Source organism: Devosia sp. (assembly GCF_034675085.1).
In the GTDB taxonomy this organism is placed as follows: Bacteria; Pseudomonadota; Alphaproteobacteria; order Rhizobiales; family Devosiaceae; genus Devosia.
This window is the reverse complement of sequence record NZ_JAUCDN010000087.1, coordinates 1-11,390: the sequence shown is the minus strand read 5'-3', so window position 1 is coordinate 11,390 and position 11,390 is coordinate 1. Positions and strand designations below refer to the sequence as shown.

11 protein-coding genes are annotated in these 11,390 nt (G+C 65.4%); 9 read left to right on the top strand and 2 right to left on the bottom strand.

The features are described 5' to 3' along the window. Window positions 1–379 (bottom strand): EamA family transporter (locus VDP82_RS07530; RefSeq protein WP_323014238.1); only part of this gene is annotated, 379 nt, incomplete at its 3' end. A gap of 122 nt (window positions 380–501) precedes the next feature. Further along, complete coding sequence (locus tag VDP82_RS07525; protein WP_323014237.1) at window positions 502–1,452, bottom strand: tyrosine recombinase XerC; 951 nt, start codon at window positions 1,450–1,452, stop codon at window positions 502–504. 58 nt (window positions 1,453–1,510) lie between these two features. Between VDP82_RS07525 and VDP82_RS07520 the strand changes: the two genes are divergently transcribed. The 9 genes from VDP82_RS07520 to VDP82_RS07480 all read left to right on the top strand — a co-directional run bounded on the left by VDP82_RS07520 (window position 1,511) and on the right by VDP82_RS07480 (window position 11,072). Next, window positions 1,511–2,500, top strand: a complete 990-nt coding sequence (locus VDP82_RS07520; protein WP_323014236.1) for an omptin family outer membrane protease — start codon at window positions 1,511–1,513, stop codon at window positions 2,498–2,500. 108 nt (window positions 2,501–2,608) lie between these two features. Then, entirely contained in the window at window positions 2,609–2,932 is a 324-nt protein-coding gene (locus VDP82_RS07515; RefSeq protein ID WP_323014235.1) for a hypothetical protein, read from the top strand. A 65-nt stretch (window positions 2,933–2,997) separates the two neighbouring features. Further along, window positions 2,998–3,672, top strand: a complete 675-nt coding sequence (locus VDP82_RS07510; protein WP_323014234.1) for a L,D-transpeptidase — start codon at window positions 2,998–3,000, stop codon at window positions 3,670–3,672. Between the two features lie 56 nt (window positions 3,673–3,728). Next, complete coding sequence (locus tag VDP82_RS07505) at window positions 3,729–5,897, top strand: primosomal protein N' (RefSeq protein WP_323014233.1); 2,169 nt, start codon at window positions 3,729–3,731, stop codon at window positions 5,895–5,897. A 204-nt stretch (window positions 5,898–6,101) separates the two neighbouring features. Continuing rightward, window positions 6,102–6,662: a F0F1 ATP synthase subunit delta gene (locus VDP82_RS07500; protein ID WP_323014232.1), complete on the top strand. Its 561-nt coding sequence runs from the start codon at window positions 6,102–6,104 to the stop codon at window positions 6,660–6,662. Next, window positions 6,663–8,198, top strand: coding sequence for a F0F1 ATP synthase subunit alpha (gene atpA, locus VDP82_RS07495; protein WP_323014231.1), 1,536 nt, complete (start codon window positions 6,663–6,665; stop codon window positions 8,196–8,198). A 23-nt stretch (window positions 8,199–8,221) separates the two neighbouring features. Next, window positions 8,222–9,109 (top strand): F0F1 ATP synthase subunit gamma, encoded by an 888-nt coding sequence (locus VDP82_RS07490; protein WP_323014230.1) that lies wholly within the window; start codon window positions 8,222–8,224, stop codon window positions 9,107–9,109. 21 nt (window positions 9,110–9,130) lie between these two features. After that, on the top strand, window positions 9,131–10,570 hold the full coding sequence (gene atpD, locus VDP82_RS07485; protein ID WP_323014229.1) for a F0F1 ATP synthase subunit beta: 1,440 nt from the start codon (window positions 9,131–9,133) through the stop codon (window positions 10,568–10,570). Window positions 10,571–10,646: 76 nt separating this feature from the next. Beyond that, the gene (locus tag VDP82_RS07480) at window positions 10,647–11,072 is read left to right on the top strand and encodes a F0F1 ATP synthase subunit epsilon (RefSeq protein WP_323014228.1); all 426 of its coding nucleotides are present in this window, start codon (window positions 10,647–10,649) and stop codon (window positions 11,070–11,072) included. Window positions 11,073–11,390: the final 318 nt, after the last annotated feature.

The window sequence follows — 11,390 nt, the reverse complement described above, 5'->3', positions numbered from 1 at the left end:
ACCACACGCCGAACAGCAGCACGAAGAACGGATAGGTGAACAGCACCAGCCGCTCATACTGGACGGAGATGAAATTGAGCCCGGAAAAATCGAGATAGCTCGAAATGTAATAGCCCAATATGCCGATGGCCATGCTGGCCAGCACCGGGCCGGGGCGCAATTTGGCGCGCTTCTTGTCCTCGCGCAGCAGAATCGTTGTCATAATGACCAGATAGACCGGCAGGGCCACCAGCATGCGCAGGCTGAGCAGCATCTCGCTGGACACGCCATGGCCATAGGCGAGCTTGATGAAGATGCCCTTGGTCGAAAACAATATGGTGCCGCCAATGGCCAGGCCGTAGCCCACAAGGTCGCCGCCGGCCGGTCGGGTCTGGGTCATGATTGTCCAGCACTGGGAACTCGATGACCTTGTTAGAGGCGTGAAAAAACGCGCACAAGTGCGATTGATACGTTAACCGTCCAGTGCGTCGCGTGGTTCTCGGGGGTAACAGTCCGTTAGCGCTAACCGCGTGGATGCGCCTTGCGATAGCTTTCGAGCAGGTGCTCGCTGTCCACCGCCGTATAGATTTGCGTGGTGGAGAGGCTGGCGTGGCCCAGAAGCTCCTGGATGGCGCGCAGATCGCCGCCTTTTCCCAATAAATGCGTTGCAAAAGAATGCCTTAGCGCATGTGGGGTCGCCGAGGGCGGCAGGCCGAGCGCCCCGCGCAATTGCTCGACCCGCAACTGGATCAGCCTCGGGGCCAGCACGCCCCCCCGCACGCCCCGGAACAGCGGCTCTTCCGGCCAGGGCTTGAACGGGCAAAGCGCCACATAATGGTCGATGGCCCGGCGCACCGGCTCGATCAGCGGCACGAGGCGGGTCTTGCCGCCCTTGCCGGTGACGCGCAGGGTCTCGGCCTCCAGGTCCGAGCCGGTCAGCGCCAGCGCCTCCGAAATGCGCAGCCCGGCGCCGTAGCAGAGCGAGAGCACCGCCATGTCGCGGGCGGCGACCCAGGGGCGCTCTTCCATTTCGCCCGTGGTTTCAATGGTTTGCCGGGCCTCATCTATGGTCAGGGCCTTGGGCAGGGATTTGGGCAGGCGCGGGGTGCGGATGACGTTGAGCGCCTCGGTTTGCGCCATGCCGCCGCGCTCGAGAAAGCTGAAAAAGCTCTTGAGCGATGAAAGCGCCCGCGCCAGCGAGCGCGAGCCCAGGCTCTCCTCGCGGCGCTGCGCCATGAAGGCACGGATATCGGCGGGGCGCAGATCTTCCAATGTTTTCAAGGAGACGGGCCCACCGGTATGGCCGGCCAGAAAACCCAGGAACTGGTCGAGGTCTCGGCCATAGGCCTCCAGCGTCCGGGGCGCCAGCCGGCGCACCGCGCCCAGCTCGCGCTGCCAGGCGGCAAGCTGGGTGCGCAGCCCATCATCAGTGGCAAAGGCGGAATCGACCATGAACGCAGTCTCAACCAGCATGGTGAACCTATCCTTAACCCCGATCGCGGACGCTGGCTCCATGTATCGGAGCCTCGCCATGCCCAATCCCCGCGCCCATCGCTATATTCTGGCCCTTCTGCTTGCCGGGGCGGCATCCTCGGCACTGGCGGCCGATTATTGGGGCGAGCCGCCGTCCCCCTGGCCGGCGCCGCAATCGCGCCAATATGCCCATGAGGATGAGGCGATGCGCGTCCGCGTCGAGGCGGGCATGCTGTTCCTGCGCGGGGACGAATATGTATTCGATGGCGATTCGACGCTGAGCCAGCTGATCTGGGAGAGCAAGCTGCCGGTCCTGCGCGGCAGCATCGATGTGCGCGTGGGCGGTGGCTTTTCCGTGCGGGCGGAGGGGAGCCTTGCCGGCCTGGGCACCTCCTCGATGGAGGATTACGACTGGTTCGTGCCCACCGGCAATTTCGATGCCTGGACGCATCGCTCGCAGCATTCCGACACGAGTGTCGATCATTTCTACACCGGCGCCTTCTCGCTCGGCTACGAGCTGGTGCGCGAGCCCGACGCGGTGGTGCGCGCGCATGCCGGGCTCAAATATACCGATGTGCAATGGTCGGCCTATGGCGGCTCCTATATCTACAGCGTGAATGGCTTCCGCGACACGGTCGGCAATTTTGCCGATGGTACGCCGGCCACTACCTACCGCCAGCAATTGCCCGAGATCTTCCTGGGCGTGGATGGCGAGCAGCGCTATGGCAAGCTCCGGGTCGGCGGGCTGCTGCGTGGCGGCATCACCGTTTTCGGCCAGTCACGCGACAATCACTGGATGCGCAATCTGCTGGTCGAGGACAGCTTCCGCGTCACGCCCACTTTCACCGCCGGGCTCGACATGGGCTATGCGCTGGGCCGCAATGCCGAGCTTTTCGTGGCCGCCCGCTACGACCAGGCCTTCCAGATGCGTGGCAAGGCCGTATATTCCAACACCAATACCGGCGCGGTTACCATCGCCCAGGACGATATTGCCGGGGCGGCCCTGCGCGGCATCGAGGTGACCGGGGGGCTGATGGGCCGTTTCTGAGCCCCGATGTGGCCGGTCTGCACCAGTCGGCCTGCCTTTGCTGCCATGGGCGGACACGCCGGCGTGAGCGGCCTTTCGTCCCTGGTGCCGGTAGGCTAGGGGAAAAGCATGAAGCGTCTTTTCCATATCCTCCTTCTCGCTTTGGCCCTGGGGGGCCTCATTGCGCCCGGCCTCAGGGCCGAGGAGCGGTCGGGGCATTGTGCGCGCGCGCTGTGGGCGCAGGGTCAGGCGGTGGTCGGCATACCGGCGCCGGTCAAGGTTTCCGGCCTTGCCGCGCCGCTCAAGCTGGTGGCCTGCCCCGATCAGGTCATCATGGCCGAGGCGGATAGCCTCGGGGATGGGCCGCGCCCGCCCGTGCCGCCGGCAGAGGTGGTGCAGGCACCCGGCACGATTTTTCTCGAGGCCGAGCAGCCGCCTCCAAAGGTGAGCTAGCCCCGCTTCTTCTCACCCGTTTTCGGTTTTCTCCCGGCCGTCCGGCCGATATCGAAAGTTTCGACATGACCCTGACCCTTCTTGGCCGCCGCCAGTTCATGGCAGGCGCCGCCAGCCTTTCCGCCCTGGCCCTGGCCGGCTGCGCCACCACGGCGCCCCGCGCGGTCGTCCCCACCGGCCCGGTGCGCCACGCCGTGCCGGCCGATGTGCAGATGATGTATGGCCCCCTTTATGACGAGCCCTATCCGCTGCGCGCCGCCGACATGTCGCTGGTCGATCCGATCTATTGGCGCCAGCAGGTGATCGATCCCACCGGCGAAAAGCCCGGCACGGTGGTGGTCGATACCCCCAACCGCTTCCTCTATCACGTGCATGATGATGGCCTTGCCACCCGCTATGGCGTCGGCATCGGGCGCGACGGCTATGCCTGGTCGGGCCGCGCCCATATCGCCTATAAGCGCGCCTGGCCGCGCTGGACCCCGCCGGCGGAGATGATTGCCCGCCAGCCGGAGCTGGAGCCCTATCGCCACGGCATGGAGCCGGGCATCGACAATCCCCTGGGCGCGCGCACGCTCTATATTCACCAGGGCAATGTCGATACCATCTATCGCATCCACGGCAATCCCGACGAGCGCAGCATCGGCAAGGCGGTGTCGAGCGGATGCGTGCGCCTGTTGCAGCAGGATATCATTCATTTGCACGACGCGGTGCGCACCGGCTCGACGCTTCTGGTGATCTGAACCGTCGCGCAGGCTCTTGCGCCCGGCGTCGGCTCATGCGAACAGAACGGGTACAGATGCAAGAGCACCCGGATAGTGTCGCCGTCATGGTCGGGGTGGCCGTGGACGGCCCCTATAGTTACAGCGTCCCCGCCGGCATGGCGGTGACGCGTGGCGCCATCGTGGCCGTGCCGCTGGGCCCGCGCCTGATCCTGGGCGTGGTCTGGGGGCCGCCCAAGGACAAAATCGCCCATAACCGGCTGCGCGACATCGCCCAGGTCTACGACGTGCCTCCGCTCAGCGAGGAATTGCTCAAACTGGTCGAATGGGTGGCCCGCTATACATTGGCGGCGCCCGGCCAGGTGCTGCGGGCGGTGCTGCGCTCCAGCGAGGCGCTCGATCCGCCCCGCCCGGTTATCGCCTATCGCCGCACCGGCCATGAGCCGGAAAAGCTGACCCCGGCGCGGCTGCGCGTGCTCGATGCGCTGATGGACGACATGGCCTGGCCCCGGCCGGTGCTGATCGGGGCGACCGGGGTTTCCCCCTCGGTGATCGAGGGGCTCGAGCGGGCCGGGGCGCTCGAAAAGCTGGAAATGCCGCCGCCGCCGGTAGTGATGCCGCCCGAGCCCGACCACGCCATCGCCAGCCTTTCCCCTGAACAACAGGGGGCGCTGGAGCAGATCAGGGCGCTGCCGGTGGACCGGTTCGGCGTCGCGCTGCTCGATGGCGTCACCGGCGGGGGCAAGACGGAGGTGTTCTTCGAGGCGGTGGCCGACAGCTTGCGCGCCGGGCGGCAGGCGCTGATCCTGCTGCCCGAGATCGCCCTTACCAACACCTTCATCGAGCGCTTTACCCGACGCTTCGGCACCCGTCCGGCCGAATGGCATTCCGACATGACGCCGGTGCAGCGCGCCAGGGTATGGCGGGGCGTGCTGGAGGGCGATGTGCGCGCGGTGGTGGGAGCGCGCTCGGCGCTGTTCCTGCCCTTTCGCCAACTGGGCATGCTGGTGCTCGATGAGGAGCATGACGGGGCCTACAAGCAGGCCGATGGGGTCAACTACCACGCCCGCGACATGGCCGTGGTGCGCGCGCGGCTGGCCAATGCCCGCGTCATCCTTTCCTCGGCGACGCCATCGGTGGAAAGCCGCAACAATGCCAATGCCGGGCGCTATGCCCATATCAAGCTCGAAAGCCGCTTCGCCGCCGCCGCCCTGCCCGATGTCACCGCCATCGACATGCGCGTGGACGGGCCCGACAAGGGCGAGTGGATTTCCCCGCTTTTGGCGCGCGAGGTCTTTGCCGCCATGGACCGGGGCGAGCAGGCGCTGCTCTTTCTCAATCGGCGGGGCTATGCACCGCTGACGCTGTGCCGCGCCTGCGGGCATCAATATCAATGCCCCAATTGCTCGGCCTGGATGGTGGAGCACCGTTTTCGCGGCGTGCTCATGTGCCATCACTGCGGGCATGAGGTGCGCACGCCCAAGGCCTGCGGGGCCTGTGGGGAAACCGATTCGCTGGTGGCGGTGGGGCCGGGCATCGAGCGGGTGGCCGAGGAGGCGGCGGCGCGTTTCCCCGATGCGCGGCGGGTGATCCTGTCGTCCGACATGGGCAGCCATGGGCAATTGCGCGAGCGCTTTTCCGAGATCGAGCGGGGCGAATACGACCTCATCATCGGCACCCAGCTGGTCTCCAAGGGGCACCATTTCGAAAAACTCTCGGTGGTGGGCGTGCTCGATGCCGATCTGGGGCTGGCCCATGGCGATCCGCGCGCGGCCGAAAAGACCTACCAGATCCTCACACAGGTGGCGGGCCGGGCCGGTCGCGCCAGCCGCCATGGCAAGGCGTTCCTCCAGACCTATCATCCCGACCATGCGGTGATGCGCGCCATGGTGAGCGGGGACCGGGAGGGGTTCTACGCCCATGAGCTGGCGGCCCGCGAGGCGGGGGGGTTGCCCCCCTTCGGGCGGCTGGCGGCGCTCATCGTTTCGGCCAATGAACAGGCAGTGGCGATGGACTTCGCCAAAAGGCTGCTCTCGGCCGCGCCCATGGCCGAGGGGGTGCGGCTTTTCGGGCCGGCCGATGCGCCGGTTTCCATGGTGCGGGGGCGTCACCGCGTGCGGCTCCTGGCGCAGTCGGGCAAGGATTTCGACCTCTCCGGCTATGTGCGGTTCTGGCTGGCCTCGGGGGAGAAAATCACCGGCAATCTGCGGGTCCAGGTCGATATCGACCCCATGAGTTTCATGTGATTTTGCCTGCGACACTTTCGCCACAATTGATTCTGGGTCCCGCGCCTTGCATGGCGCGGCGGCCATGTGCTAGAGGGGGCGCGATTTTAAAGGGGTCCGCGTGGCTCCTTATTCCTGACAAGAGCAAGCGTCGGCACCCGCCCGGTTTCGAAAGATAAATGGGGCGGTCAGGCAGGCCGGTAAACATTAGAGGGTGTAGCGGCATTGGCAGCGCAGAATTCAGTGCTTACCCAGATCGCCCGGCCATATGCGTCGGCGCTGTTCGATCTCGCCCAGGGCGAGAACCAGCTCGCATCGGTTGAAACGTCGCTGTCCGACGTGTCCCGCCTTATCGGGGAAAGCGCCGATTTCTCGCGCTTCCTGCGCTCGCCGGTCATCACCACCGATGCCAAGGCGCAGGCGCTCGATGCGCTTCTGGGCAAGGCCAGCACCAATGGGCTGGTGGCCAATTTCCTCCGCCTCGTGGCCAAGAATGGCCGGCTTTTCGCGCTCGACGCCATCATCGTGGCCTTCCGCGAGCTGGCCGCCAAGGCGCGCGGGGAAATCACCGCCGACGTCACCTCGGCCGCTCCCCTCACCGGCGAGCAGGTTTCGGCCCTGGCCGACACCCTCAAGGCCCGCATCGGCAAGACGGTGACGCTCAACCAGTTTGTCGATCCCTCGCTGATCGGCGGCCTTCAGGTGAAGGTCGGGTCGCAGATGATCGATTCTTCCCTCAAGACGAAATTGACCGCGATGAAGATCGCCATGAAAGAGGTCGGATAAATGGACATCAAAGCCGCGGAAATCTCTGCGATCCTCAAGGACCAGATCAAGAATTTCGGCCAGGAAGCCCAGGTTTCCGAGGTTGGCCAGGTGCTCAGCGTCGGTGACGGTATCGCCCGCGTCTATGGCCTGGACAATGTGCAGGCCGGCGAGCTCGTCGAATTCCCCGGCGGCGTCAAGGGCATGGCCCTCAACCTCGAAACCGACAATGTCGGCGTCGTGATCTTCGGTTCCGACCGCGCCATCAAGGAAGGCGATGTCGTCAAGCGCACCGGCTCCATCGTGGACACCCCGGTCGGCAAGGGCCTGCTCGGCCGCGTTGTCGACGGTCTGGGCAATCCCATCGACGGCAAGGGTCCGATCGAGCACACCGAGCGTCGCCGCGTCGACGTCAAGGCTCCCGGCATCCTGCCGCGCAAGTCCGTGCACGAGCCGATGTCCACCGGTCTCAAGGCCATCGACGCGCTGATCCCCATCGGGCGCGGCCAGCGCGAGCTGATCATCGGCGACCGCCAGACCGGCAAGTCGGCCATCATCCTCGACACCTTCCTCAACCAGAAGCCCGCGCATGACGCCGGCGCCTCGGACACCGACAAGCTCTATTGCATCTATGTCGCGGTGGGCCAGAAGCGCTCGACCGTGGCCCAGTTCGTGCGCCAGCTCGAGGAAGCCGGCGCGCTGCCCTATTCCATCGTCATCGCCGCCACGGCCTCCGATCCGGCCCCGCTCCAGTACATCGCGCCCTTCACCGGCTGCGCTATCGGCGAGTGGTTCCGCGACAATGGCCAGCATGCCGTGATCGCCTATGACGATTTGACCAAGCAGGCCGTCGCTTATCGCCAGATGAGCCTGCTGCTGCGCCGTCCGCCGGGCCGCGAAGCCTATCCGGGCGACGTGTTCTATCTTCACAGCCGCCTGCTCGAGCGCGCCGCCAAGCTCAATGAAGACCATGGGCTGGGCTCGCTCACCGCGCTGCCGGTCATCGAGACCCAGGCCAACGACGTGTCGGCCTATATCCCGACCAACGTGATTTCGATCACCGACGGCCAGATCTTCCTCGAGACCAACCTCTTCTTCCAGGGCATCCGCCCGGCCGTGAACGTCGGCCTGTCGGTTTCCCGCGTGGGCGGTTCGGCCCAGATCAAGGCGATGAAGCAGGTTGCCGGCTCGCTCAAGGGCGAGCTGTCGCAGTACCGCGAAATGGCGGCCTTCGCCCAGTTCGGTTCGGACCTCGACGCCTCGACCCAGCGCCTGCTGAACCGCGGCGCGCGCCTCACCGAGCTGCTCAAGCAGCCGCAGTTCTCTCCCCTCAAGACCGAGGAGCAGGTGGCGGTGATCTTTGCCGGCGCCAATGGCTATCTGGACTCGATCCCGGTCAACAAGGTCGGCGATTTCGAAAAGCACGTGCTTTCCAACCTGCGCGGCAAATATGCCGAGCTGCTGGCCACGATCGCTACCGAAAAGCAGCTCAGCGACGATACCCGCGCCAAGCTCAAATCGGCTCTGGACGAGATCAAGAAGACCTACGCGGCCTGAGCCGGTAAGGAGAGTTTAGGCTCATGCCTTCGCTAAAGGACCTCAAGAACCGGATCGACTCGGTCAAATCGACCCAGAAGATCACCAAGGCCATGCAGATGGTGGCGGCGGCCAAGCTCCGCCGCGCCCAGGAAGCTGCCGAGGCGGCCCGTCCCTATGCCGAACGCATGGGCAAGGTGCTCGCTGCGCTCGGCGCCGTCTATGATGGCCAGGCCAATGCGCCGGTGCTTCTGGGCGGCACGGGCAAGGACCAGGTGCATCTGCTCGTCGTGGCCACCGGCGAACGCGGGCTGGCGGGGGGCTTCAACTCCTCCATCGCGCGCCTCGCCCGCGATCATGCCAGCAAGCTCATCAGCCAGGGCAAGACCGTCAAGATCCTGACCGTGGGCCGCAAGGGCCACGAAATCCTGCGCCGGCAATATCCCGAGCTCATCGTTGATACCTTCACCTTCCGCGAAGTGCGCCAGGTGGGGTTCGAGCAGGCGAGCCTGGTCGCCGACAAGGTGCTGGCCATGTTCGAGGCCGGTGAGTTCGACGTGGCGACCCTGTTCTTCGCCAAGTTCGGCTCGGTGATCAGCCAGGTGCCGACGGCCCAGCAGATCATTCCCGCCCGGCTGGAAAAGGCCGAGGGCGAGGGTGAGGTCGCGGCCCCCGCCGTGCCCTATGAATACGAGCCGAGCGAAGAGGCGATCGTGGAAGACCTGCTGCCGCGCAATATTGCGGTGCAGGTGCTGCGGGCGCTGCTCGAAAACTCCGCCTCTTTCTATGGCGCGCAGATGTCCGCTATGGACAATGCCACGCGCAATGCCGGCGAAATGATCGGCAAGCTGCAGCTGAGCTATAACCGCCAGCGGCAGGCCCAGATCACCAAAGAACTCATCGAAATCATCTCGGGCGCGGAAGCGCTCTAACCCATCAGCGAGGACGAACAAATGGCAGAGAAGAAGGCCGGTCGCGTTTCGCAGGTCATTGGCGCCGTCGTTGACGTGGTGTTCGACGATCACCTGCCCGCCATCCTGAACGCGCTTGAAACCACCAATAATGGCCAGCGCCTGGTGCTGGAAGTGGCCCAGCACCTGGGCGAGAACGCCGTGCGCACCATCGCCATGGACACCACAGAAGGCCTGGTTCGCGGTGCCGACGTGTTCGACACCGGCGCGGCCATTTCGGTGCCCGTGGGTGACGCGACGCTGGGGCGCATCATGAACGTCATCGGCGAGCCGATCGACGAAGCCGGCCCGATCGGGGAAACCGCCAAGCGCGAAATCCACCAGGACGCGCCCGCCTTTGTCGATCAGAACCCGGAAAGCCAGGTTCTGGTCACCGGCATCAAGGTGGTCGACCTGATCGCCCCCTATGCGCGCGGCGGCAAGATCGGCCTGTTCGGCGGCGCCGGCGTGGGCAAGACCGTGCTCATCCAGGAGCTCATCAACAACGTCGCCAAGGCCCATGGCGGGTATTCGGTGTTCGCCGGCGTCGGCGAGCGCACCCGCGAGGGCAACGATCTCTATCACGAAATGATCGAATCGGGCGTGAACAAGGATCCGCATGAGAATGGCGGCTCGGCCGCCGGCTCCAAATGCGCCCTCGTCTTCGGCCAGATGAACGAGCCTCCCGGGGCCCGTGCCCGCGTGGCGCTGACCGGCCTCACCGTCGCCGAGAATTTCCGCGACCAGGGCCAGGACGTGCTGTTCTTCGTGGACAACATCTTCCGCTTCACCCAGGCAGGTGCCGAGATGTCGGCTCTTTTGGGCCGCATTCCCTCCGCCGTGGGGTATCAGCCGACGCTGGCCACCGACATGGGCGCGATGCAGGAACGCATCACCACCACCACCAAGGGCTCGATCACCTCGGTGCAGGCCGTCTACGTGCCCGCCGACGACTTGACCGACCCGGCCCCGGCCACCTCCTTCGCCCACCTGGACGCGACCACCGTGCTCAACCGCGCCATTTCGGAAAAGGGCATCTATCCGGCCGTGGACCCGCTGGCCTCCAACTCCCGTATTCTGGACCCGCAGGTCGTTGGCCAGGAGCATTACGAGGTTGCCCGCCAGGTGCAGGAAGTGCTCCAGAAGTACAAGGCCCTGCAGGACATCATCGCCATCCTGGGCATGGATGAGCTTTCCGAAGAGGACAAGCTCACCGTGGCCCGCGCCCGCAAGATCGAGCGCTTCATGAGCCAGCCCTTCGACGTGGCCGAAGTCTTCACCGGCTCGCCTGGTGTCTTCGTGCAGCTCGAAGACACCATCAAGGGCTTCAAGGGCCTGGTGAACGGCGAATACGATCACCTGCCCGAAGCCGCCTTCTACATGGTCGGCACCATCGAGGATGCCGTCAAGAAGGCGCAGAAGCTGGCCGCGCAGGCCGCCTGATCGCGCGGGCTCATGCCCAATCTCGTAATGGAGCCTGGATTTTTCGTCCGGGCTCCGTCGCCAAAGGACCAAGAAAATGGCTGAAGGCCTCAAGATCGAGATCGTGTCGCCCGAGCGGCTGGTGCTGTCGGAGGTGGTCAATTCCGTCACCGTGCCGGGCAGCGAGGGCTATTTCACCGTCATGCACGATCACGCCCCGTTCATGACCACGCTGCGCCCCGGCTTCATCACCGTCAATGGCCGCGACGGCAAGGACGAGATCTTCTTCGTCAAGGGCGGCTTTGCCGACGTCTCCCCCGAGGGGCTGACCATCCTGGCTGAGCGCTCCTCGCCCTTCGTCGATTTCGACCATGCGGACCTGGCCGCCCAGATCAAGGCCGCCGAGGCTGAGCTGGCCGCCGCGGCGACGCCGGAAGAAAAATCCTATGCGCAGGAAGTGGTCAGCGCATTGTTGAACCTGGCCATGGAAGCCGGCCAGATCAATGGCGGCCATATCCACTAAGGCCCCGATCCACGCCTGATGAATTCGCCCGCGACCCGCTCGCGGGCGTTTTTGTTTCGGAGATCTTACCTCTCCCTTGGGGGAGAGGTCGGCGCGGGGGACGAAAGAGCCCACCAGGGTGATCCTGGCGCCAATCCCGCTCAGGTCGGATTGGCGCGGCGGCGGTAGTGGCTGGCCAGATACAGCATCAGGGCGGCGAAGACGGCGCCGATCCCCACCTGCAACCAGTCGAAGCGCGCCAGCATGTCGGTGATGAAGCTCACCGCCTCGAAGCGCCGCTCGCCCTCCCAGACGCCTTCGAGCACGTCGAGCGAGAGC

Bases quoted from the DNA above. Each gene is read 5' to 3' on its own strand.
- atpA (WP_323014231.1), top strand. From the start codon at position 6,663: ATGGACATCAAAGCCGCGGAAATCTCTGCGATCCTCAAGGACCAGATC.
- VDP82_RS07520 (WP_323014236.1), top strand. From the start codon at position 1,511: ATGCCCAATCCCCGCGCCCATCGCTATATTCTGGCCCTTCTGCTTGCC.
- VDP82_RS07515 (WP_323014235.1), top strand. From the start codon at position 2,609: ATGAAGCGTCTTTTCCATATCCTCCTTCTCGCTTTGGCCCTGGGGGGC.
- VDP82_RS07510 (WP_323014234.1), top strand. From the start codon at position 2,998: ATGACCCTGACCCTTCTTGGCCGCCGCCAGTTCATGGCAGGCGCCGCC.
- VDP82_RS07505 (WP_323014233.1), top strand. From the start codon at position 3,729: ATGCAAGAGCACCCGGATAGTGTCGCCGTCATGGTCGGGGTGGCCGTG.
- atpD (WP_323014229.1), top strand. From the start codon at position 9,131: ATGGCAGAGAAGAAGGCCGGTCGCGTTTCGCAGGTCATTGGCGCCGTC.
- VDP82_RS07490 (WP_323014230.1), top strand. From the start codon at position 8,222: ATGCCTTCGCTAAAGGACCTCAAGAACCGGATCGACTCGGTCAAATCG.
- VDP82_RS07525 (WP_323014237.1), bottom strand. From the start codon at position 1,452: ATGCTGGTTGAGACTGCGTTCATGGTCGATTCCGCCTTTGCCACTGAT.
- VDP82_RS07480 (WP_323014228.1), top strand. From the start codon at position 10,647: ATGGCTGAAGGCCTCAAGATCGAGATCGTGTCGCCCGAGCGGCTGGTG.